18 protein-coding genes, 1 rRNA gene and 4 pseudogenes are annotated in these 21442 nt (G+C 73.3%); 12 read left to right on the top strand and 11 right to left on the bottom strand.

Annotation, left to right across the window (positions count from 1 at the left end):
- Positions 1–179 precede the first annotated feature (179 nt).
- Positions 180–296: ribosomal RNA gene (gene rrf / locus AB0L25_RS06405) — 5S ribosomal RNA — on the top strand.
- A 149-nt stretch (positions 297–445) separates the two neighbouring features.
- On the opposite strand, the pseudogene AB0L25_RS06400 reads toward rrf, so the two are convergent.
- Positions 446–811: pseudogene (locus tag AB0L25_RS06400) on the bottom strand (serine hydrolase); the annotation flags it as partial.
- Between the two features lie 169 nt (positions 812–980).
- Positions 981–1112, bottom strand: a complete 132-nt coding sequence (locus AB0L25_RS06395; RefSeq protein ID WP_500169236.1) for a hypothetical protein — start codon at positions 1110–1112, stop codon at positions 981–983.
- A 379-nt stretch (positions 1113–1491) separates the two neighbouring features.
- On the opposite strand from AB0L25_RS06395, the gene AB0L25_RS06390 reads away from it, so the two are divergent.
- From AB0L25_RS06390 to AB0L25_RS06375, 4 genes and pseudogenes are all read left to right on the top strand, one after another.
- The gene (locus AB0L25_RS06390; protein WP_500169234.1) at positions 1492–2325 is read left to right on the top strand and encodes a hypothetical protein; all 834 of its coding nucleotides are present in this window, start codon (positions 1492–1494) and stop codon (positions 2323–2325) included.
- An 8-nt stretch (positions 2326–2333) separates the two neighbouring features.
- Positions 2334–2492, top strand: a pseudogene (locus AB0L25_RS06385) (IS5/IS1182 family transposase); the annotation flags it as partial.
- A gap of 366 nt (positions 2493–2858) precedes the next feature.
- Positions 2859–3959 (top strand): annotated as a pseudogene (locus AB0L25_RS06380) (IS110 family transposase); the annotation flags it as partial.
- Positions 3960–3985: 26 nt separating this feature from the next.
- Positions 3986–4072 (top strand): annotated as a pseudogene (locus tag AB0L25_RS06375) (IS5/IS1182 family transposase); the annotation flags it as partial.
- A 157-nt stretch (positions 4073–4229) separates the two neighbouring features.
- Here AB0L25_RS06375 and AB0L25_RS06370 read toward each other — a convergent pair.
- Both AB0L25_RS06370 and AB0L25_RS06365 read right to left on the bottom strand, forming a co-directional pair.
- A complete protein-coding gene (locus AB0L25_RS06370) occupies positions 4230–5006 on the bottom strand; it encodes an alpha/beta fold hydrolase (protein WP_500169232.1) in 777 nt (258 codons plus the stop codon).
- 82 nt (positions 5007–5088) lie between these two features.
- Complete coding sequence (locus tag AB0L25_RS06365) at positions 5089–5847, bottom strand: DeoR/GlpR family DNA-binding transcription regulator (protein WP_500169230.1); 759 nt, start codon at positions 5845–5847, stop codon at positions 5089–5091.
- Between the two features lie 38 nt (positions 5848–5885).
- Here AB0L25_RS06365 and AB0L25_RS06360 point away from each other — a divergent pair, with 38 nt between their 5' ends.
- Positions 5886–6497, top strand: a complete 612-nt coding sequence (locus tag AB0L25_RS06360; protein WP_500169228.1) for an HAD family hydrolase — start codon at positions 5886–5888, stop codon at positions 6495–6497.
- 21 nt (positions 6498–6518) lie between these two features.
- Here AB0L25_RS06360 and AB0L25_RS06355 read toward each other — a convergent pair whose 3' ends face one another.
- Positions 6519–7220, bottom strand: a complete 702-nt coding sequence (locus AB0L25_RS06355; RefSeq protein ID WP_500169226.1) for an SDR family oxidoreductase — start codon at positions 7218–7220, stop codon at positions 6519–6521.
- Positions 7221–7334: 114 nt separating this feature from the next.
- Here AB0L25_RS06355 and AB0L25_RS06350 point away from each other — a divergent pair, with 114 nt between their 5' ends.
- A complete protein-coding gene (locus tag AB0L25_RS06350; protein WP_500169224.1) occupies positions 7335–7700 on the top strand; it encodes a MerR family transcriptional regulator in 366 nt (121 codons plus the stop codon).
- A 24-nt stretch (positions 7701–7724) separates the two neighbouring features.
- Here the strand turns inward: AB0L25_RS06350 and AB0L25_RS06345 are convergent, their stop codons facing one another.
- A complete protein-coding gene (locus AB0L25_RS06345; RefSeq protein ID WP_500169222.1) occupies positions 7725–9377 on the bottom strand; it encodes a DNA repair helicase XPB in 1653 nt (550 codons plus the stop codon).
- A 119-nt stretch (positions 9378–9496) separates the two neighbouring features.
- Entirely contained in the window at positions 9497–9799 is a 303-nt protein-coding gene (locus AB0L25_RS06340; protein ID WP_500169220.1) for an ArsR/SmtB family transcription factor, read from the bottom strand.
- Between the two features lie 128 nt (positions 9800–9927).
- Between AB0L25_RS06340 and AB0L25_RS06335 the strand changes: the two genes are divergently transcribed.
- Entirely contained in the window at positions 9928–11364 is a 1437-nt protein-coding gene (locus AB0L25_RS06335; protein WP_500169218.1) for an MFS transporter, read from the top strand.
- Here AB0L25_RS06335 and AB0L25_RS06330 read toward each other — a convergent pair.
- The 4 genes from AB0L25_RS06330 to AB0L25_RS06315 all read right to left on the bottom strand — a co-directional run bounded on the left by AB0L25_RS06330 (position 11346) and on the right by AB0L25_RS06315 (position 15798).
- Positions 11346–11792, bottom strand: coding sequence for a hypothetical protein (locus tag AB0L25_RS06330; protein WP_500169217.1), 447 nt, complete (start codon positions 11790–11792; stop codon positions 11346–11348). The genes AB0L25_RS06335 and AB0L25_RS06330 overlap by 19 nt on opposite strands.
- 402 nt (positions 11793–12194) lie before the next feature.
- Entirely contained in the window at positions 12195–14552 is a 2358-nt protein-coding gene (locus tag AB0L25_RS06325) for a helicase-associated domain-containing protein (protein WP_500169215.1), read from the bottom strand.
- A 163-nt stretch (positions 14553–14715) separates the two neighbouring features.
- Positions 14716–15333 carry a TetR/AcrR family transcriptional regulator gene (locus AB0L25_RS06320; RefSeq protein ID WP_500169213.1) on the bottom strand — a complete coding sequence of 206 codons (618 nt, stop codon included), beginning with the start codon at positions 15331–15333 and terminating at the stop codon, positions 14716–14718.
- A gap of 114 nt (positions 15334–15447) precedes the next feature.
- The gene (locus tag AB0L25_RS06315; RefSeq protein WP_500169211.1) at positions 15448–15798 is read right to left on the bottom strand and encodes a hypothetical protein; all 351 of its coding nucleotides are present in this window, start codon (positions 15796–15798) and stop codon (positions 15448–15450) included.
- A 307-nt stretch (positions 15799–16105) separates the two neighbouring features.
- On the opposite strand from AB0L25_RS06315, the gene AB0L25_RS06310 reads away from it, so the two are divergent.
- From AB0L25_RS06310 to AB0L25_RS06295, 4 genes are all read left to right on the top strand, one after another.
- Complete coding sequence (locus AB0L25_RS06310; RefSeq protein ID WP_500169209.1) at positions 16106–16762, top strand: HAD family hydrolase; 657 nt, start codon at positions 16106–16108, stop codon at positions 16760–16762.
- A 166-nt stretch (positions 16763–16928) separates the two neighbouring features.
- Positions 16929–17324, top strand: coding sequence for a cold-shock protein (locus AB0L25_RS06305; protein ID WP_500169207.1), 396 nt, complete (start codon positions 16929–16931; stop codon positions 17322–17324).
- A gap of 67 nt (positions 17325–17391) precedes the next feature.
- Positions 17392–18267: a DUF3027 domain-containing protein gene (locus AB0L25_RS06300; protein ID WP_500169205.1), complete on the top strand. Its 876-nt coding sequence runs from the start codon at positions 17392–17394 to the stop codon at positions 18265–18267.
- A 4-nt stretch (positions 18268–18271) separates the two neighbouring features.
- Entirely contained in the window at positions 18272–21433 is a 3162-nt protein-coding gene (locus AB0L25_RS06295; RefSeq protein WP_500169203.1) for a sacsin N-terminal ATP-binding-like domain-containing protein, read from the top strand.
- Positions 21434–21442 lie beyond the last annotated feature (9 nt).

Here is a 21442-nt window from a genome sequence, read left to right as displayed (position 1 = left end):
CCGGTACTAATAGGCCGAGTGGCTTGAACACACTGAACGTTCAAAGCATCTCGCTGTGTGTTGTTCGCGTCCCTGTGTGGTTCCCAGAAAACAAACGGGGAACCTGTTTTGATAAGTAAATTTTCGAGCTGTCCGCTCGGACGATGAGTTTCCGCACCTGTGGGTGTTGGGGTTGGTCGTTCGGTGGTTATGGCGAGGGGGAAACACCCGGTCCCATTCCGAACCCGGTAGTTAAGCCTCTCAGCGCCGATGGTACTGCATGGGAGACTGTGTGGGAGAGTAGGACGCCGCCGGACCTTTTTTGCAGGGAGGCCCCGCCGATTTTCGGCGGGGCCTTTCTCATTTTCAGATGAGATCGCATAATGCGTGAACCGCTAATGGGGCGCGGGGCGGGCGGGAGCTTGCCGCCCATCAGCGCGGAGATGAAGACGTGCAGGGCCCGGGTCGTGGAGATCAGGTCGCCGGCGGCGCGGAGCATGGTGGGGTTCTGGTCGCCGACGTCGACGACCTTCCACTGGTCGCCGTCCTGGTAGCGGCAGTTGCCGCAGGCGAACGGCTCGGGGAGAGCTGGGGAGGTACCGGCCACCACGGTGCCCGACAGCCCGAGCGGGTCCAGGATGCGCCGCTGCATCTCCTCGGCGTAGGAGCGGCCGGTGAGCGGTTCGATGAGCAGCGAGGCCAGCGTGTAGTTGGTGTTGGAGTAGCTGAAGTCGGTGCCCGGCTCGAACCCCCGAGCCCCACCATGGTGGAGATGGTCCGCAAGATCACCGAGGCCTCCGACGCCACGCCGGCCCCGTCCGCTGCAGCACACCAGCGGCCTGCACAACTACACCGACGAGGTAGAGCCCGACGGGACGCTCGTGCAGGGGATCCCCTTGAGGGGCAAGGACTGGGTGGACAACGGGCTCCACGTTTACCAGCCGGAAGAGCTGGTGAAGTTCGCGCTGGCCAAGCCGTCCCGACCGGGCCGGTCGCCGAGGTCAGGTGATGGAACCCTCGGTGGCGGCCTTGTGCGCCGAACCGGCGGCACCGGCGGCCGACATCAACGACACGGCGCCCCATGCGGCCGTCCGCAAGCCGGTTTCGTCCTGCTCGGACAGGGTGATGGACATGAGAGCGTGATCCTGCTGCGCCGCCTCACCGGCCGCCCGCCGTGACCCTTTCAGACACCCTCTGGCGCCCCCGTGCAGGCCGAAGCCGCCGACGCCGGGCGGCGGACGCTAGTTCTACGAGATCCCTGCCGCAGGGACGACCCTTGAGAAGTAGGGAACTTTTTTTGCTCGCACGTGGCCAATGAGACGTTGCATCCTTAATGCACTACTCAGGACACTGAAGAAATATGTGGGCGAGGTCCATGGAGAGTAGGATCCTACCGGCTCTTCGCTTCCGATCCTCAGCGCAATGCTTCGCCGTGACTCGGTGCCGATAAAAGCTACGGTTTCCGTAGTGTGATATCCAGGTCGATGCTTCCTGTGAGAAACGGAGAGATCTGTGGCCCTTACTGTTAACGCGGTAACTATCGACGCTCAAGACAGTATCATCGGAGTGCATCGGTACAATGGCTCCGGGACTTCGTGGACTCAGATCAGGGGACCGGTCACCGTCAGTGAGACGGTGGGCGGAAGATGGGGAATTATTGTGGGAGGGACCGGCGGCGAGGCGGGGCAGATATTTGGCTATAGCGGTACGCCCTTTGACTGGTTCTCTATGGGTGAGCGTGGTTCGACATACGCCGTCTCCGATGAAACGGTCTACAAGACGACTCCAGATAGTAGTCAGGTGCTCCAGTTTGACGGTTTCGATGGCGCAACCCCACTCTGGAGCAATGTTGGCGGCCCTGCGCATCTGCGCGCAGCGGGTTCCGCTGGTGTAGTAGCGCACATGCCCGATGTCTTTGGTGACACCTTCCTCTACACCGGAAACCCGAACGACTGGCAACGCATCGGCCCCAGTGGTTCGGCTTATGCAGTGGGGGATACGGTTTATCGCTCACACCCCCTTGGTAACACGGTATTCAAGTACAATGGCGGAACCTCATGGGAAGATATTGGCGGTCCCCCTAATGGCGCCGCTCAGCTCTTTGTCGGGGGTTTCGGCCTCATCGCCACCGCCCTTGACGGAGTGAGTGGGGTCTTCCGGTATCGAGGCACCCCAGGAAACTGGGAACGCATTGGCGACCAGACGCGCTCCTGTGCGGTCACAGACGAGACGGTGTATCGCGTGGGTAACGATGGGACCGTATTTCGGTACAACGGGTCCGGGAATTCTTGGTCTTCCATTGGTCGTCCCGACCGCGTTATGGACCTCTTTGTCGCTGGTGATTAGGTGCCAGGACGTGGCTCCCGCCCACATTCGACGCGTCCTGGCAGACGGTGCGCCGCCGCTTCACCGAGTGGAGCGCCGCGCGGGTATGGGCCAAGCTCCACCGGGTCCTGCTGGACGAACTCGGCGCGACCGGTGAGCTGGACTGGTCGCGCTGCGCGATCGACGCCCGACTCCTAATGACTTCTGATCGCCGCCCCTCGGCCTGGCCGTTGGTCGATGTCTGGCCCGAATCAGGAGCATGGGACTCCCCTCGACAGGCTGACACGCTGGCGGAGTAGAACCGGGCGGGCGGCGGTCATTTGGGGCCTGAAGGGGAAGCCAGCAAGATCGTGGGCTGAGCCAGCCGCAGGAGCACTGCTCACCTGGATGGGGGCCACGAGCCCCGGCGCAGAGGGCGGACCTGCGGTCGGCTGGGGTCACGGACTGCTGATCGGATGTTGAGCCCGGAGCTCTCTCATTAGGGCGTGGCGTGTCCCCTGCACGGCTCACCGACCTGCACCAAGTCCCGTCGAAGGAGCGGTGGATCTTAAAAGGAGTTGTTCGCGGCGCATGGCGACACTCCCCAAGAGCCGATCCCCGTAGCCATCGAGACGGGCCGCGGCCTGCTGGTCGCCTGCCTGCGAGCCACCGGCCGCAAGGTCTATGCCATCAATCCGCTCTCCGTCGCCCGCTATCGGGAACGCCCCACCGTCGCCCGGTCCAAAAGCGACCACGCCGACGCCATGACCTTGGCGAACATCCTGCGTGTCGACGCCGCCCACCACCGGCCGCTGCCCGCCGACTCGGAACTGGTCCAAGCGATCGCGGTGCTGGCTCGCGCCCAGCAGGACGCGGTCTGGAACCGCCAGCAGCTGGCCAACCAGCTCCGTTCCCTGCTGCGCGAATACTTCCCCGCCGCCCTGAAGGCCTTCCAGCTCAAGAACATCGGGCTGATCAGCCGTGAAGCCCGCGCCGTCCTGGCCCTCGCACCGACCCCGGCCCGAGCGGCCAAGCTCACCAAGCCGCGCATCATCGCCGCGCTGCGCCGCACTAGACGCGAGCGGAACCTGCAGGCCTGGGCCGACCGGCTCCACTCGATCTTCCGCGAAGAGCAGATGCGCCAGCTTCCGATGGTCGAGGACGCCTTCGGCAAACAGGCGCTGGCACTGCTGCGCCAGGCCGATGCCGCCTGCCAGGCCGCCGACGAACTCGCCCAGGCCACCAGCGAGGTCTTCCATCAACATCCCGACACCTCGATCGTGACCAGCTTCCCCGGCCTGGCCGATCTCACCCGCGCCCGGGTCCTGGCCGAGATCGGCGACGACCGTGAACGCTTCGCCGATGCCAGACGGCTGAAGGCCTACGCCGGGTCCGCGCCCATCACCCGAGCCTCCGGCAAGTCCACGGTGGTCCACCACCGCAAGGTCAAGAACCAAAGGCTGGCAGCGGCCGGCTATGTGCGGGCCTTCGCCTCGCTTCAAGCCGCAGGACCCAGAGCCCACTACGACCACCGCCGCAACGTCGGCGACCGCCACTCCAGTGCCTTGCGCAACACCTTCAACCGCATGCTCGGATGCCTGTTCCACTGCCTGCGAACCAGCACGCCCTACGACGAACAACAAGCCTTCGGCCCCCGCCTCGCCGCCGTCCCTTGACACACTACGAAGATCGGATGTCTGTCGACCGCGGCAAACCTGGGTCGAAAATTCACCTACTGGTCGACCGTGCCGGTCTGCCGCTGTCCGTCGGAATCTCGGGGGCCAACACACGACGAACTCGGGCTGGAGCCGCTGGTGAGGGGCATCCCGCCCATCAGGTCAAACGACGGCGGGCGAGGTGATGCGGCCTTGCTGCGGTGCCCCCGCCGCAGGTGCGCGGCGGCGGGGGCGTGAGCGTGTGACGGTGCGGGCCGTGGTCGGCTTCGGTTATGGCTTGAGGAACGTCGTGACGGGGTCGATGAGGGCGGCGGCGGGGGCGTCGTGGCCCACGCCTTCCAGGATCTGGACGCGCGCGTCGGGCATGGCCTCGGCGAGGCGGACGGCCGTGTCGCGAAAGAACGGGGCGCTGGCGGTGCCCGCGAGGACGAGCGTGGGGACGGTGACGGAGCCGGCCGCGTCGCGCGGGATCACGCCGTCGTCGCCCATGACCGCGTAGTCGTACGGCATGGTCGGGGCGATCGCCTGCATGCCGGGGTCGGCGCCGATGCCCGCGGCCATCTCGTCCGGCATGCCGGTCGCCGCCATGAACGTCCTGATCGCGTCGGCGCGGCGGTCGTCCGCGATGGCGGTGCGGACGTCCTCGGCGAGCGAGCGGGCCCGGGAGCGGCTCTCCTCGTCGTCCCCGCCGTACGGGGGCTCGTGCAGGACGAGCCGTCCGATCGGCAGGCCCGCGGCGGCGGCCAGCAGGGCGAGGGCGGCACCGGACGACATGCCGTGGACGAACGCGGTGCCGCCGGCGGCCGTGATGAGGGCCGCGATGTCCTCGACCTCGCGTTCGGGGGCGTAGGGGGCGGTGTCGCCGCTGTCGCCGCGGCCCCGGCGGTCGTAGTTGAGGACGGTGAAGTGCGCGGCGAGGGCCTCGGCCAGGTCGCGGGTCGCGCGGCGGTCGCAGAACATGCCGCCGACCAGGACGAGCGGCGGGCCGTCGCCGAGCCGGTCGTAGGCGATGCGCGTGCCGTCCGCGGAGATCACGTGATCGGTCATGTCCCTAGGAGACCGGGCGGGCGCCGGGAATTCATCGGAACGGGGGATGGGACGGCCGGATCCGGCCGGGCGGCCGCCCTCGTCACACCAGGTGGACTTCGACGCCGGCGTCGCGGAGGCGCGCGACGGCCGGGGCGGGGGCCGTCCGGTCGGTGACGACCGCGTCGAGTCCGGTGACGGGGCAGACGAGGCCGAGGCCGGTGCGGCCGAACTTGGCGGCGTCGCAGACGGCGACGGTGCGGCGGGCGGCGGCGATCGCGGCGCGCTTGACGGGGACCTCGTCGAGGTCGTGGGCGGTGAGGCCGTGCTCGGCGGAGAGTCCGCAGACGCCGAGGACGGCGGTGTCGACGCGGAGGGACGCCAGGGACGCCTCGGTGAGCGGCCCCGTGAACGCGAGGGCGCCGGGCGTGGTGCGGCCCCCGGGGACCAGGAGGCGGACGTCCGGGGCGCCGGTGAGGGCGTTCGCGGAGTGCATGTCGAGGGGGACGACGGTGAGGCGGCGGGCGGCGAGTGTGCGGGCGATCGTGAGGGTGGTCGTGCCGCCGTCGAGGATGACGGCCTCGCCGTCGGTGAGGAGTTCGTCCAGCTTCGCGGCGATGCGCTGCTTGGTGTCGACGGCCTCGTGCTCGCGCACGGCGAACGGCATGGCCTCGCCGCGCAGCAGCAGGCTGACGGCGCCGCCCCGGACGCGGCGCAGGACGCCCTGCTCGGCGAGCTGGTCGAGGTCGCGCCGGATCGTCATCTCGGACGCGCCGGTCGCCGCGGCGAGGTCGGCCACGGTGACGTGCTCGTTCGTCCGCAAGTGATCGATGAGCACGAGGACGCGGTCTGAACTTTCCATGTGTTCAATCAAACAGGTTCTGTGTTAGAAACGTCAACATGACGTGGATCGTGTTCGACTACGCGGGTGTCATCAGCCTCTCGCCGCCCCGGGACGCGGGGGCGCTGCTGCCGCAGACCGTCGGCGTGGAGCCGGCGCGGTTCTGGCCGGTGTACTGGGCGCGGCGGGAGCCGTACGACCTGGCGGAGGTGACGGCGGCCGAGTTCTGGGACGACGTCTGCGGCCGCCTCGGCGTCCGGGCGGACCCCGATCTGGTCGAGGTCCTGGTGACCCTGGACGTCCGGACGTGGGGGCACGTGAACCGGGGGACGGTCGGGCTGCTGGGGGAGCTGGCGGCGGGCGGGACGCGGCTGGCGCTGCTGTCGAACGCGCCGGTCGAGCTGGCCCGCATGGTCGACGCCCGTCCGTGGGCGGGGTTGTTCCGGCACCGGCTGTTCAGCGCCGACCTGCGGCTGGTCAAGCCCGACCCGGAGATCTTCCGGACGCTGCTGGCGCGCCTCGAGGCCGGACCGGACGACGTCGTGTTCGTCGACGACCGCGCGGAGAACGTGCGGGCGGCCGAGGCGGCCGGGATCCGGGGCGTCCTGTTCGAGCGTGTCGAGGACGTGCGGGCGGAGCTGCTCGCGGCCACCGGGGGCCGCCGCGGCTGACGCGGCGGCCGTCCGGGACGGTCAGGAGGCGGCGGGGAGGTCGGTATAGAGGCGGCTCGGGTCCTCGGCCAGGGCGGCCTTGACCTGCGCGCTCGCGGCGTCGACGAGCACTTCGAGCCGGCCGTCCTCGATGCCGTCGAGCCCGGCGCGGGCGACGTCGGCCGGGTCGAGCAGGTCGCCGTCGTAGCCGGCCATCATGTCGGTGGCGGCGCCGCCGAGGTGCATGCCGGTGACCAGGGTGCCCTGGGCGGCGAGTTCGAGGCGGACCCCGTTGGTCAGGCTCCACTCGGCGGCCTTGGCGGCGCTGTAGGCGTTGGCGCCGTCGTGGGCGAGCCACGACAGCACCGACAGGACGTTCAGGATCGCGCCGCCCGCCAGGTTCGGCGCGAAGGCGCGGATCATGCCGAGCGTCCCGTAGAAGTGCGTGTCCATCTCGCGGCGGACGTCGTCCAGGTCGCCGGTGACCAGGTTCGTGTACGTGGCGATGCCGGCGTTGTTGATCAGCAGGGTGACGTCCGGGGCGGCCTCGGCGGCGGCCCGGACGGACGCGGGGTCGGTGATGTCGAGCCGCAGCGGTTCGGCGCCCGGCACGTCGATGAGCTCGGGGCGGCGGGCCGTCGCGTAGACCTTCGCGGCGCCGCGCTCGAGCAGCTGCTGGACGAAGTGGCGTCCGATGCCGCGGTTGGCACCGGTGACGAGGGCGGTCGATCCGGCGATCTTCATGGGTGTTCCTCGGTGTCGGCGGGGGCGCGGTGAGCGCCCGTTCGCCGCTACGCTAGAACTTGACGTTGACGTTAAAGGCAAGTGTTTGTGGCCGGAGTCACGCCGGAGGCGACGATGCGCATCGGGGAACTGGCGGAACGGGCGGGCGTGAGCACGCGCGCCCTGCGGTACTACGAGGAGCAGGGGCTGCTGGAGCCGCAGCGCAGCGCGGGCGGGCAGCGGACGTACCCGGACGGGGCGGTCGACCGGGTGCGGCTGATCCGGCAGCTCTACGCGGCGGGCCTGCCGAGCCGGTCGATCGTCCCGCTGGTGCCGTGCATGGTGACGGGCCGGGCGACGCCCGAGCTGCTCGGCCGGCTCGCGGCGGAGCGGGACCGCATCGACGGGCAGATCCGCGAGCTCACGGCCGCCCGCGAGCGGCTCGACGAGGTGATCGTGCAGGCCGCCGAGAGCGTGCACACCCCGTGCGAGCCGGCGTGACGCCGTCCCGTCCGGTCCCGTAGGTCAGATCTCGCCGCCGGACAGGACGGTGTCGGCGTCGACGATCCGGTACGCGTAGCCCTGCTCGGCGAGGAACCGCTGCCGGTGGGCGGCGTAGTCCTGGTCGAGGGTGTCGCGGGCGACGACGGCGTAGAAGCGGGCGCCCTGCCCGTTCGCCTTCGGGCGCAGCAGGCGGCCGAGGCGCTGGGCCTCCTCCTGCCGCGACCCGTACGCGCCGGACACCTGGACGGCGACGGACGCCTCGGGCAGGTCGATCGAGAAGTTCGCGACCTTCGAGACGACCAGGACGTTCAGCTCGCCCGAGCGGAACGCGTCGAAGAGCCGTTCGCGCTCGCGCACGCGGGTCTCGCCCTTGATCACCGGGGCGTCGAGGAGGGCGCCGAGTTCGTCGAGCTGGTCGATGTACTGGCCGATGACGAGGGTCTGCTCGCCGGCGTGCCGGTCGACGAGGGACTTGACGAGCTTGGTCTTGGTGTCGGTGGTGGCGCAGAAGCGGTACCGCTCCTCCGGCTCGGCGGTCGCGTAGGCGAGCCGCTCGGAGTCGGTGAGGGTGACGCGGACCTCGACGCAGTCGGCGGGCGCGATCCAGCCCTGCGTCTCCATGTCCTTCCAGGGCGCGTCGTACCGTTTGGGGCCGATGAGGGAGAAGACGTCCCCCTCGCGGCCGTCCTCGCGGACGAGCGTGGCGGTGAGGCCGATGCGGCGGCGGGCCTGCAGGTCGGCGGTCATCCGGAAGATCGGCGCGGGCAGCAGGTGGACCTCGTCGTAGACGATCAGGCCCCAGTCGCGGGCGTCGAACAGCTCGAGGTGCGCGTAGGCGCCCTTCCGGCGGGTGGTCATGATCTGGTAGGTGGCGATCGTGACCGGCCGGATCTCCTTCTTCGTGCCGGTGTACTCGCCGATCTCGTCCTCGGTGAGGGACGTGCGGCGGATCAGCTCCTGCTTCCACTGGTGCGCCGACACGGTGTTGGTGACGAGGATCAGCGTGGTGGCCTTGGCGCGGGCCATGGCGGTGGCGCCGACGATCGTCTTCCCGGCACCGCACGGCAGGACGACGACGCCCGAGCCGCCGTGCCAGAACGCCTCCGCGGCGTCCCGCTGGTAGGAGCGCAGCTCCCAGCCGTCCTCGGCGAGCTCGATGGGGTGGGCCTCGCCGTCGACGTAGCCGGCGAGGTCCTCGGCGGGCCAGCCGAGCTTGAGCAGGGCCTGCTTGAGGGCGCCGCGCTCGCTCGGGTGGACGATCACCGCGTCGTCGCCGACGCGGTCGCCGAGCATCCCCTTGATCTTCTTCGCCCGCAGGACCTCCTCGAGGACGGACCGGTCGGACGACGACAGGACGAGCCCGTGGTCCGGGTGCTTCTCGAGGCGGAGCCGTCCGTACCGGGCCATCGTGTCGGCGACGTCGACGAGCAGCGCGTGCGGCACCGGGTAGCGGGAGAACTTCAGCAGCGTGTCGACGACCTGTTCGGCGTCGTGCCCGGCGGCGCGGGCGTTCCACAGGGCGAGGGGCGTCACGCGGTAGGTGTGGACGTGCTCGGGCGCCCGTTCGAGCTCGGCGAACGGCGCGATCTCCTTGCGGCAGGCGTCGGCCCGGTCGTGGTCGACCTCGAGCAGGAGGGTCTTGTCGGACTGGACGATGAGCGGACCGTCGGACACAGGTAAGCAGCCCCCGTCGGGAATCGTGGCTGGGATCGCGGGTGTCCCGCCGATGCACGGTACCCGAGGCGCGGCGGACCCGTAGGGACAACGAGCGGGGACCGGCCGTGTCTTCCCGGTCAGGCGCGGGTGGCGGCGAGGACGGACGCGAGCAGGCCGGGGAAGCGGGCGTCGAGGTCGTCGCGGCGGAGGGACAGCAGGTTCTCCCGGCCGGACGGGCGCTGCCAGATGACGCCGCTGTCGCGGAGCACCTTCCAGTGGTGGGTGAGCGTGGACTTGGAGACGTCGTCGAGGATGACGCCGCAGGACTGCTCGCCGCCGTCGGCGAGGGCGCGGACGATGCGGAGCCGGAGCGGGTTGCCGAGCGCGGACAGGACGTTCTCCAGCAGGATCTGCTCGCGCTCGGGGTGCTGGGCGATCACGGGGGCCAGTCTACGCGACCGTACGACTGTTCGTAAGTTGACGAACAGTTCGACTGTACGTATGTTCTCGAACAGTTCGACGGCCGCCGAACCCCCATCGTTCCCCCCTCGAGAGGTCGTCCAGGTACATGTCGTCCATGACCGTGCGCCGTCCAGGCTGGGCTCTGGCCCTGCTGGCGACGGCGCAGCTCATCTACTCCCTCGACATCAACATCGTTTACGTGGCGCTGCCCGAACTGGCCGCCGACCTCGGCTTCTCCGAGCAGACCCGGCAGTGGGTCGTGAGCGCCTACGTGGTGTTCGCGGGCGGCTTCCTCCTGCTCGGCGGCCGCGCGGCCGACCTGCTCGGACGCCGCCGCATGTTCGTCCTCGCGCTCTCCCTGTACGGGCTGTCGTCCCTGGCCGGCGGACTCGCGGACGCGCAGGGCGTGATCGTCGCCGCGCGTGCCGTGCAGGGGATCGGCGGCGCGCTGCTGCTGCCGTCCACCCTCGCCCTGATCGGCACCCTGTTCGAGGAGGGGCCGCGGCGGAACCGGGCCCTCGCCGTCTGGGGCGGCGCCGGCGCGAGCGGGCTGACGCTCGGCGCGCTGCTCGGCGGGGTGCTCACGCAGGCGTTCGGCTGGCCCGCGGTGTTCTACGTCAACGTCCCGCTGGCCGGGGCCGTCGCCGTCGCCGCGCTGCTGGTCGTCCCGCGCGACGAGCGGGACGGGACGTCCCGCCGGTTCGACCTCCCGGGGGCGCTGACCGCGACGGCCGGTGCGACGCTGCTGGTGTTCGCGCTCGTCCAGGGCCCGGAGATCGGCTGGACGCAACCGGCGGTGCTCGGCGCTTTCGTCCTCGCGGCGGCGAGCCTCGCCGCGTTCGCGCTGATCGAGTCGCGGGGCGCCGACCCGCTCCTGCCGTTCGCGATGCTGCGGAACCGGAGCCTGGTCGTCGGCGTGACCGTCACCTTCGTGTTCATGGGGACGTTCGGGGCGCTGCCCTACTTCCTGACCGTGCTGTTCCAGGACGTCCACGGCTTCTCCGCGCTGGAGGCGGGCCTCGCGTTCCTCGTGCCGTCCGCCGCGATCGCGTCCGGCACCCAGCTCGGCGCGCGGATGGTCGGACGGTTCGGGGCGCGGCGGACCCTCGTCGCCGGGTTCGCCCTCGGCGCCGCCGGGACCGTCGCCCTCGCCGCCGGGTTCGGCGTCGGCGCGGCGTTCACGACCGCCGTGCCGGGGCTGGTGGTGTCCGGAGTCGGCCAGGGGATCGTGTGGACGGCGATGTGGATCGCCGCGTCCACGGGCGTCCCGCCCGAACGGCAGGGCGTCGCGAACGGGACGGCGTCGATGGCGCTGAACCTCGGGAACGCGATCGGCCTCGCCGTCCTCACCGTCGCCGCGAACGCCGGGACGGACGGCCGCACCGGCGACCTGCTCCGCGCCGCCGTCGCCGACGGCGGCCGGACCGCGGTGCTGCTCGCCGCCGCGGGCATGGCCGCCGGCCTCGCCGCGTCCCTCGCCCTGCGCACCCCCGCGCGGACGTCACCGCCGGTGCGGGTGCCGGATCAGATGCCCTCGTCGTAGTAGACCGGGTCGGGCTCGGAGCGGACGTCGAAATAGATGAGCAGCGCGAACGCGATGATGACGATCAGCGTCGACACGCCGAAGATCACCCAGCTCCAGATCATGAGGCTGCGCGACGACTCCGGCTGCCGCTCCGCCCGCTGGATCGCCAGCGCACCGGTGATGATGCCGGGGATCGCGAGCACGTTGCAGCACGACACGACCGCCAGGCTGTTGCAGACAAGCGCGATGATCGCGCTCGTCATGCTCGCGGGCCGGCGCGGGACACCGGGCGGCCCGTACCCGGGACCGGGCCCGTACCCCGGACCGGGCCCGTAGCCGGGCCCGTGCCCGTAGGGCTGCCCGTACGCACCGTTCGGGTCCCAGCCCTGGGATGAGCCGTGGGGCGAGTCCCAGCCCGACGGCGGAGTACCTCCGTATCCGCTCACGCGGCCCTCCCTGTGCGATTCCCCGGCCCGCCGCGGCCGGGTGAACCAACCTACCGGCAATAAGGGACATTCGGTTGGATGCCGGAACCCACTCCCGAGTTCCTCCCGGCCCGGAATCGGCACGGCCTCCAGGCGCAGAGCGCCTTCCGGCCGCGCCGGAGAAAAGCCCCCCACCCCCGGGGAGGGGACCCACCCTCCGGCCGGGGCATGCGCCGCCCTGGACGCGGGCCACGCTTCCCGGGGGGCCTTCCGGGTGGGCGGGCGCCGCGCCGGGCGCGGGCCCGCTCCCGGGCGTGCGCTTGCTGGGGGCGCTTCTCCTGGGGCCCGTTCTCCGGGCGGGCGCCGTGCTGCGGTGCCTTCTTCGGGGCGTGGGGTCGAAGAGGTACGGGGTGTGCGGTGGGGTCAGGGGGTGTCCAGGTCGGAGACGCCGGTTATTCGGTGGAGGGCGAAGCGGTGGACGGCGGCGCGGGTGGCGTCGTAGCCGGTGAGGAAGCCGCCCTCGACGCGGACGGGTTCGACGATGCGGCTGGACGCCTGGCCCTGCTGGTCGAGGTAGCCGATCCAGACGCGGCCGCCCCGCTCGACGGCGGCGCGGAGCCGTTCGACGGTCGCCATCGCGGGGGAGCGGGGCGGGTCGCCGCCGGGGGCGTCGGGGGTGCGGTCGGGGCCGTGGCGGGACGCCTCGTCGCCGGCCCGCAGGGCCCGGACGGCCGCCGCGATCATCGACGCGTCGGCGTGCGGGTCCTGCCGCACCCGGACGATCTCCGCGCTGGGCGGGGGGTCGGCGCGCTGCGCGTCCGGGCGGGTGACGATGACGCCGCCGCCGGGCGACTCGGCCACCGGGGCGAGGCCCATCGCGCGGAGGCCGTCCAGGAGTTCGGCGCGGTGCAGGCCGGACGCGAGGACGGTCGGGGCGAGCCGGTGCAGGCGGAGGGGTTCGGCGCGGCGGTCGGCGAGGATTTCGTCGAGCATCGCGGGGGAGTCGGCGCGGACGTAGGAGGTGAGGGAGCCGACGCGGAGCTGCCCGTGGCGGCGGGCGACGTCCTCGATCAGGTACGTGAGCGGCTGGGGGAGGGGTGTCGCGGAGTGCCGGGCCAGGAGGGCGGTGAGGTCGGCGGCGGTGCGGCCGGCGTCGAGGGCGCGGCGGACGGACGCGGGCGTGAACCGGTAGACGGTCGCGCCGCCGGTGGACTCGACGTCGGCGGTGAGCGCCAGCTCGCGGGCCAGTTCGGTGACGAGGGGGCCGGGCGCGATCGCGGTGAGGTCGGCCTGGATGAGGATCTCGTCGACGGGTTCGGGGAGGTGCTTGTCGAGTTCGGGTTCGGGGTCGTCCCCGGAGAGCAGCGCGCGGGCGAACGGGGCGAGTTCCCCGAAACCGGTCAGGCCGAGGGCGGCGGCCTCGCGCAGCGTCCAGCCGAGCAGCCGGTCGCGGAGGGCGCCGCCGCGGCGGGGCCGCAGCCACGCGAGGCGGGCGCGCAGGGCGTCCGTGGACGGGACGGTGCCGCGTTCGGCCTCGCCGAGGACCTGCAGGACGGCGCGGCGGGTCGCGGGCGCGGAGCCGCGCACCATCGCCTCGCTGAGCGCGTTGATCAGCCGGTCGCGGTCGTCGCGCTCCCCGGCGAGCCCGGCGACGCGGTCGGAGCGCAGCCAGCCGCGGGCGAGTTCGGTCCAGCGGCCGGCGGTGTCGCGCATCAGCCACAGGTCGTAGGCGGGGGTGGGCAGCCATTCGCCGTCGAGGTCGCCGCTGCGGGTGAGCAGGCCGGTGGCGAGCGCGGACTCGATCAGCAGCGCGGCGTGCCACTCGGGGACGTCCAGCAGGGCCGCGGCGGCGCGCAGGTCGCGGACGGCGAGGCCGCCGCTGCGCAGCACGGCGGGCGGCTCCAGGCCCCAGTGTTCGAGGAGTTCCTCGACGAGCCGGACGGCGGTCGCGGCCTCCCCGGCGGCGGCCCGGACGACCGTCTCCTCGGAGTGCGCGGGGCCGGTGGGCTCGCCGAGCGGGGGCGGGTCGGCGAGGACGTCCCGGAACAGCCGGCCGTCGCGCAGGTGCAGCGCGACCTCGCGGGGGAGGGTGACCGTCCGGTCGTCCTCGGCGGCGAGGAGGCCGCGGGCCAGCAGCCGCTCGATGGGGGTGGTGGCGGTGTCGACGCGGACGGGGCGGCGGGCGTCGGCGACGCGGCCGACGGGCGGTCCCCACGCGAGCTGGTCGAGGGCGGCGCGGGCCTCGGGTCCGGCGTCGTCGATCAGCGGGCCGGGCGCGGCGAGGTGTTCGGCGAGGCGGGCGAGGAGCCGGTCGGCGTCGGGGAAGCCGCGGGGCGCCGTCCCGTCCAGATCGGCGACCAGGACGGTGAGGCGCTCGGGGGAGTAGCCCGCGAACACCTCGCGGACGGGCGGGCCGAGCCCCGCCGGGTGCGGGAGGGCCTGGCGGACGCCCGGTGCCGCGTTCGGCGTCCGGCCGCCCCAGGCGAGGCCGTGGCGGCGCAGGACGGCGAGGGCGTCGTCGACGCGGGCGCGGGGGGCGCCGAGGGCGGCGGCGAGCGCGCGGGGGGCCGGGTCCGGGAGGACGAGGACGGCCTCCAGGACGGCGAGCGTGAACCGGTCGAGCCGGTCGAGGGCCCGGGAGATCGCGGCGGGGGTGGTGGCGCGGGCGGCGAGGGCCGTCAGGTCGGCGGGGACGGGCGCGAGCAGTTCGGGACGCGCGGACAGCAGCGCACGCAGCTCGTCGTCGCTCCGTGCGCGGAGCCAGTCCGCATACGTCTCCATGCAGCGCCACTCCTGCCGGCCGGGACCCGCCCGGCCCGCCGATTCTCTGCCCGTCGTCGCGTGCCGCCGTCGTGACGGCTCTCTTCAGGGTAGGAGCACCCGAAGCGTGCGGTGGCGGCGGCGCGCCCCCGACCCGCCGGACGGCCCGGTTCGTCCGGGCGGGTCAGGACGCGGGCGAGGACTCGCGGGCGACCAGCCCCATGCCGAGCCGGGCCCAGCTCTCCACGAAGCGCCGCTCGTCGATGCGGGTCGGCGGCTCGTACATCGACTCGTTCGCCAGCCAGTAGTTCACGACCGCGCCGCCCAGGATGGAGGCGACGGCGGGCCAGTCCTCGTCGGCGCCCGCGTACTCGGGCTGCTCGGACAGCCAGGTCGCGATCCCGTCGTAGAGCGGGTTGACGATGCCCTCGCGCATCTCCGCGACGAGGTTCGGGAACTGGTCGAGGTCGCGGAACAGCACGCGGATCAGGTCCTGCTCCTCGCGCATCTTGGCGAGGCCGGCCTGGCAGGTCATCCGGAGCCGGACCTCCAGCGGCCGGTCCTTGTACGAGCCGGACTGGGCGAGGACGTCGCTGATCTGCTTGCGGGTCCGTTCGATGTGCTCGCGGATGGCGGAGGAGAGGACCTCCTCCTTGGACCGGAAGTGCCGGTAGAGACCGCCCGCGCCCGGGGACAGCCCGGCCGCGGCCTCGATCTCGGCGACGGACGTCGCGGCGTAGCCCCGGTCGGCGAACAGCCGGAGCGACTCGGCCACGATCCGCTCGCGAGTACTTGGCGTCATGGTGATGATTTCCTCCGCAAGAACAGTAAGGCATCCCCGACTCGATGACGGCTGCTCAGGCCCGGCGAGCCCCGTTTCGTGACCGTTCTCGCAGGAGACGGCGGCGCCCGCCGGTCAGGCGAGGCGCCGGACGAGCGCGGCGAGGACCCGGCCGGCGGCCAGGTACACGAGGGCGGCGAGGCCGTAGTTCACCGCGACGGCGACCTTCGGGTCGTCCGGGCGGAAGACGTCCTCGAACTGCCAGGCGAGCCGGTCGGCGGAGCCGGCGAACCATTCGACGATCCCGTTGCCGGTGTTGGCCTCGAACACGACGAACAGGATGTGGATCGCGAGGATCGCCACGACGGCCGTCGTGACGACCGAGACGGCGGTGGCGACGGCGCCGACGGCCCGCGCGGGTGCGCGGGGCGCGCGGCGGCGTCCCGTCCGGGTGGTGGGGTCGGTGCCGGTGGTGCCGTTCGTCATGGCGCCCTCCTTCGCCGGGCCGGCTGATCGTTCTTTTGCCGGGGGTGGTCCTATCGGGTACTGCGTTTTCCCTGGTGGGGCGGTTGCTGGCCGGGGTGCCGGGTATCCCTGCAGCACGGGCGGAGTTCCCGGTGACCGGACAGGCCAGTTCCGGCCACGCGGAACGGTTCCCGCGCGGAAAGTTCCCGCGCTCTCCCACTCGGATCCCGTCGCATCGCCACTACCGGGAGGGCGCGGGTACTCGCGTCTCGAGCGTCCTAAGAGGACCTTTACCCTGTGGGGCGTGCTGCACCGCGATTCACCGGAAATGTCACCGGAAACGTTCGCCGAACCCCCGCCGGGCGCGCGGACCGGTTCCGGGCCGGTCGTCGGATTCGACCTCGACCTGACGCTCGCCGACACCCGCGCCGGGATCTCCGCGGTGTACGCGGCGCTCGCCGCCGAGAGCGGCGTCCCCATCGACACCGACGTGGTCGTGGGACGGCTCGGGCCGCCGCTGGAGGTCGAGCTCGCGCACTGGTTCCCGGCGGCCGAGGTGCCCGCGATGGCGGACCGGTACCGGGCGATCTACCCCGAGGTGGCGCTCCCGGCGACGGTCGTCATGCCCGGCGCGGCGGCGGCGGTCGACGCGGTGCGGGCGCTGGGCGGGCGGGTCGTCGTGGTGTCCGGGAAGAACCAGGCCGACACCGAGCGGACGGTCCGGTTCCTCGGGCTGCCCGTGGACGCGGTGGTCGGCGGCCTGTTCGGCGCCGACAAGGGCGCCGCGCTGCGCGCGCACGGCGCGGGCGCCTACATCGGGGACCACACCGGCGACGTGGACGCGGCGCGGGCCGCCGCGGCGGTGGCCGTCGGCGTCGCGACCGGCCCGTTCGACGCGGCCGCCCTGACCGCCTACGGCGCGGACGTCGTCCTGCCCGACCTGCACGCGTTCCCGGACTGGCTCGGGCGTTTCGCGACCCGCTGACGGGACATTTCCCGCGCGCCGAAAATGGGGTGCCGGGCGAACTCCTTCGGGGTACTTTGCGAGCATCGGTCCCGGTGTGCCGTCCACGCCCCCGGCGTGTTCACCGGCGCGCGGTGAGGCACTAATCTTGGGACCGATTCCAGACGATTACTAGACGAGGTCTCCCGTGCCGACTGGCAAGGTCAAGTGGTACGACTCCGACAAGGGGTTCGGTTTCCTCACCCGCGACGACGGGGGTGAGGTCTTCGTGCACTCCTCCGCCCTCCCGGGCGGGGTGACGACGCTCAAGCCCGGGCAGCGCATCGAGTTCGGCGTGGTCGAGGGCAGGCGCGGGCAGCAGGCGATGCAGGTGCGGCTCCTGGAGACCCTGCCGTCGGTCGAGAAGGCCATCGCCAAGCAGCGGCGCAAGAAGCCGGACGAGATGGTGCTGATCACCGAGGACCTCATCAAGCTGCTCGACGGCATCTCCAACACCTACCGGCGCGGCAAGCACCCCGCGCCGGCCGAGGCCAAGAAGATCGCCACCGTGCTCCGCGCGGTCGCCGACGACCTCAGCCCCTGACGTTCCCGGGGGCGGCGGGCGCCCGCGGCGGGCGCGTTCACTTGGATCCATGGGCGAGAATTGAGGCGTGAGCCCAACGCGTCAGTCCAGCCCAGCTCCCGAGAACGCCAAGACCCCGTCCGAGAACGGGGCGACCCGCCGCTCCACCGGGCCCCGCCGCACCCGGACGCCCGCCGTCGACCGCGCCTGCGCCGAGGCCGTCGACCTCGCCCGCGCGGCGGCGGAGGAGACGGCCCGGCCGGGACAGGTCGGCGAGCATCTCGGCCTCCGCGCCGAGGCCGACCGGTTGGTCACGCACGCGTTCGAGTGCCTCGACCCCGCCTACCGGGGCTGGCGCTGGTCGGTCACCGTGGTGCGGGCGTCCCGCGCCAAGAACGTGACCGTGAACGAGTGCGTCCTCCTCCCCGGGGACGACGCGCTCCTCGCGCCCGACTGGGTGCCGTGGCTCGAGCGGCTCCGCCCCGGCGACCTCGGCCCCGGCGACCTGCTGCCCACCGCGCCCGACGACGTCCGGCTCACCCCGGCGTTCGCGCAGACCGCCGAGGGCGACCGCGAGGCCCAGTGGGAGCCGGGCCTCGGCCGTGTCCGCGTGCTGTCCCGCGAGGGCCGCGACGAGGCCGCCGCCCGCTGGTACGACGGCGTCCACGGCCCCCGCGCCCCCATCGCCGCGTCCGCCCCCGCCCAGTGCTCCACCTGCGGTTTCTACCTGCCGCTCGCGGGCGAGATGCGCCAGGTGTTCGGCGTGTGCGCCAACGAGTACGCCCCCGACGACGGCCGCGTCGTGTCCGCCGACCACGGCTGCGGGGCGCACTCCGAGGCCGTCACGCTGCCCGCGGCGTCCGAGCACGGCCCCCCGGTGATCGACGAGCTCGGCTACGACCTCGTCCCGGGTCCGGGGGACGACTCGGCGCCCCTGGACGACGAGGCGCTCGGCCACAGCTGATCCGGTGACCCGCCCCACGACCCCGGACGCGACGGACCCGGACGCGACGGCCCCGAACGGGACGGCGGCCGCCGACCCGTTCGGCGCCCGCGCCCTCCGCGAGCGGGTGCTGCGCGCCTGGGAGGAGTCGCCCGCCCGGTTCCGCGAGGACGCCAACACCGAGGACGACCACGCCCTCGGCGGCTACCGCGACCGGGTGGTCGTCGAACTGGCGCAGAACGCCGCCGACGCCGCGTCCCGCGCGGGCGTGCCCGGCCGCCTCCGGCTGACGCTGGACGGCGCCGTCCTCACGGCCGCGAACACCGGCGCGCCCCTCGACGCCCCCGGCGTCGAGGCCCTCTCGACCCTCCGCGCGTCCGCGAAACGGGACGACACGGGCGCCGTGGGCCGCTTCGGCGTCGGCTTCGCCGCCGTCGTCGCCGTCACCGACGCCCCCGCGATCGCGTCCCGCACCGGCGCGGTCGCCTGGTCCCGCGACCGCGCCCGCGACCTCGCCGAGGCCCTTCCCGGCGTCGCCGCCGAGGTCGGGCGCCGCTCCGGCCGCGCGCCGCTGCTCCGGCTGCCGTTCGCCGTCCCGCCCGCGGAGGCCCCGCCGGTCCCGGACGGCTTCGACACCGTCGTCCGGCTGCCGCTGCGCGACGACGCCGCGCTCGCGTCCGTCCGGGCGCAGCTCGCCGAGGTCGCGGCCCCGCTGCTGCTCGCGCTCCCGGCCCTCGAGTCGGTCGAGATCGTCCTCGACGGCACCGAACGCACCCTCACCGCCCAACGCCCCGGAACGGCCGAGCCCGCGCGGCGTGCCGAAGGCGAGGAGGCGGGGGGCGCCGGTCGCGTGGACGGCCTGAGCGCGTCCGATGGTGGGGCCGGTGCGCGCCGGGCGGCGGATACCGGTCGGCATGCGGACGGCCTGGCCGCGTTCGGCGGTTCGGACGTGCGGGGCGTGGTGATCGACGGGGTCGAGTGGGCGACCGTCGAGGCGCACGGGGCCGTGCCGGGCGAGTTGCTGGCCGACCGGCCCGTGGAGGAGCGGGACCGGCCGTTCTGGCTGGTGCGGTGGGCGCTGCCCGAGGGCGGGGACGTCCCGCGGGCGCTGCACGCGCCGACGCCGACGGACGAGCCGCTCGACCTGCCCGCGCTGCTGATCGCGTCGTTCCCGCTCGCGCCGGACCGGCGGCACGTCGCCCCCGGGCCGCTCACCGACTTCCTCGTGGCGCGGGCCGCCGACGCGTACGTCCGGCTGATGGGGGCGCGGGCGGCGTCCCCCGGGGTGCTCGGGCTGGTGCCGGGGCCGGTGGCGGCGGGGGAGCTGGACGCGCGGCTGCGGCGGGCGATCGCCGACCGGCTGCCGGAGGCGCCCGTGCTGCCCGGCGGGGCGCGCGGACGGGACGCGCTGGTGCTGGACGCCCCGGCCGGGTTCGTCGAGCTGCTCGGCGGGCACGGGGACGGGCCGGCGGTGTTCGGCGGGCTGCTCCCGCCGGGCTGGCCGGCGCGGAGTCCGGCGCTCGCGGCGCTCGGGGTGCGGCGGGTCGAGCTGGCCGACGTGGTGGACGAGCTGGCCGCGGTCGAGCGGGAACCGGCCTGGTGGCGGGGCGTGTACGCGGCCCTGGAGGGGGCCGACGCGGAGGGCCTCGGCGCGCTGCCGGTGCCGCTGGCGGACGACCGGCTGGTGCGGGGCCCGCGCGGGCTGCTGATCGCGGACGGCGTCGACCCGGCGGGGCTCGGGGCGCTGGGGCTGCGGTTCGTCCATCCGGACGCGGTGCATCCGCTGCTGCGGCGGCTGGGCGCGGTCGAGGCGGGGCCCCGCGCGGTGCTGGGCGATCCGGCGGTGCGGGCGGCGGTCGAGGAGTCGTTCGACGCGGACGATCCGGAGGCGGTCGCGGAGGCGGTGCTCGGGCTCGTCGCGGCGGGGTCGGTCGACCCGGGGGACGAGCCGTGGCTCGCGGAGCTGGCGCTGCCGGGCGACGACGGCGAGCCGTACCCGGCGGGCGAGCTGCTGCTGCCCGGGAGCCCGCTGCGGGGCCTGATGGCGGACGACGCCCCGTTCGGCGTGGTCGACGGCGGGCTGCTCGACCGGTGGGGCGCCGAGACGCTCGCGGCGGTGGGGGTCCTCGACGGGTTCGCGCTGGCCCGCGGCGAGGACGTCGACCTGACTGCGCTGGCCGACGGGGCCGAGACCCTGGAGCTGGACGACGAGGACCGCTGGGCCGACGACGTCCTGCGCCGCATCGGCCCGCAGGACCTGCCGCCCGCCGTGCCGGAGCTGATCGCGGTCCGCGATCTGGAGCTGGTCGACGACTGGGGCGCCGCGCTGCGGCTGCTCGCCGAACCGCCGTGGCGCGCCGCGATCGTCGAACCCGCGCACGTCGTCCTGCACACGGGGCGGCGCGCGGCCGTCCCGTCCTACACGGCCTGGTGGCTGGGGCGGCGGCCGGTGCTGGACGGGCGCAGGCCGCGCGAGTTCCGGCTGCCGGGGGACGCGTCGCTGGCGGGGCTGTACGACGTCGCGCCGGACGGGCCGGACGAGCGGCTGCTGACGGCGCTCGGCGTCCGGACGTCGCTCGACGACCTGCTCGACGAGCCCGGGGGCGCCCGGGAGCTGCTGGAGCGGCTCGCCGACCCGGCTCGGGACGTCGCCCGCGACCGGCTCGGCGCCCTGTGGACGGCGCTCGCGGACGCGCCCGGCCTCGACGTCGAACCGCCGGAGCGGGTGCGGGCCGTCGTCGACGGCGCGGTGGAGGTCGTGGACGCGGGCGACGCGCTCGTCCTGGACCGTCCCGACCTGCTGCCGCTGCTGGCGGGGCAGCCGCTGGTCATCGCGGCGCGCGGCCGGGAGGAGCGGCTCGCCGAACTCCTCGACCTGCCGGCGGCGAGCGACGAGGTCGCCGGGGAGGTCGAGGACGGCGAGGAGCGTCCGGTCCCCGAGGAGGTCCGGGCCGTGCTGCCGGGTGCGCCCGACGTCTACCGTGCGCATGACCGTCTGACCGTGGACGGCACGGACGTGCAGTGGTGGGTAGGGGACGGTCAGGTGCATGCGGACGGCCCTGCGGGGCTGGCGCGCGCGCTGGCGTGGGTCACCGGGGAGTGGGAGGCGCGGCTGCACGCCGAGGCCGTCCTGCGCGATCCGGGGGCGCTGCCCGTCCTGCGGGCCGAAAGCGACCTGGACGACTAGCGGGACGGA

The organism is Spirillospora sp. NPDC052242, assembly GCF_040679555.1.
GTDB lineage: Bacteria > Actinomycetota > Actinomycetes > Streptosporangiales > Streptosporangiaceae > Spirillospora.
The sequence above is the reverse complement of the archived record's forward strand: the minus strand, read 5'-3'. Positions and strand labels throughout refer to the sequence as shown.

Excerpts from the sequence above, each read along its gene's own strand:
- AB0L25_RS06310 (WP_500169209.1), top strand. The coding sequence starts at position 16,106 with ATGTCACCGGAAACGTTCGCCGAACCCCCGCCGGGCGCGCGGACCGGT.
- AB0L25_RS06395 (WP_500169236.1), bottom strand. The coding sequence starts at position 1,112 with ATGTCCATCACCCTGTCCGAGCAGGACGAAACCGGCTTGCGGACGGCC.
- AB0L25_RS06365 (WP_500169230.1), bottom strand. The coding sequence starts at position 5,847 with ATGGAAAGTTCAGACCGCGTCCTCGTGCTCATCGATCACTTGCGGACG.
- AB0L25_RS06315 (WP_500169211.1), bottom strand. The coding sequence starts at position 15,798 with ATGACGAACGGCACCACCGGCACCGACCCCACCACCCGGACGGGACGC.
- AB0L25_RS06360 (WP_500169228.1), top strand. The coding sequence starts at position 5,886 with ATGACGTGGATCGTGTTCGACTACGCGGGTGTCATCAGCCTCTCGCCG.
- AB0L25_RS06325 (WP_500169215.1), bottom strand. The coding sequence starts at position 14,552 with ATGGAGACGTATGCGGACTGGCTCCGCGCACGGAGCGACGACGAGCTG.
- AB0L25_RS06320 (WP_500169213.1), bottom strand. The coding sequence starts at position 15,333 with ATGACGCCAAGTACTCGCGAGCGGATCGTGGCCGAGTCGCTCCGGCTG.
- AB0L25_RS06335 (WP_500169218.1), top strand. The coding sequence starts at position 9,928 with ATGTCGTCCATGACCGTGCGCCGTCCAGGCTGGGCTCTGGCCCTGCTG.
- AB0L25_RS06370 (WP_500169232.1), bottom strand. The coding sequence starts at position 5,006 with ATGACCGATCACGTGATCTCCGCGGACGGCACGCGCATCGCCTACGAC.
- AB0L25_RS06355 (WP_500169226.1), bottom strand. The coding sequence starts at position 7,220 with ATGAAGATCGCCGGATCGACCGCCCTCGTCACCGGTGCCAACCGCGGC.
- AB0L25_RS06350 (WP_500169224.1), top strand. The coding sequence starts at position 7,335 with ATGCGCATCGGGGAACTGGCGGAACGGGCGGGCGTGAGCACGCGCGCC.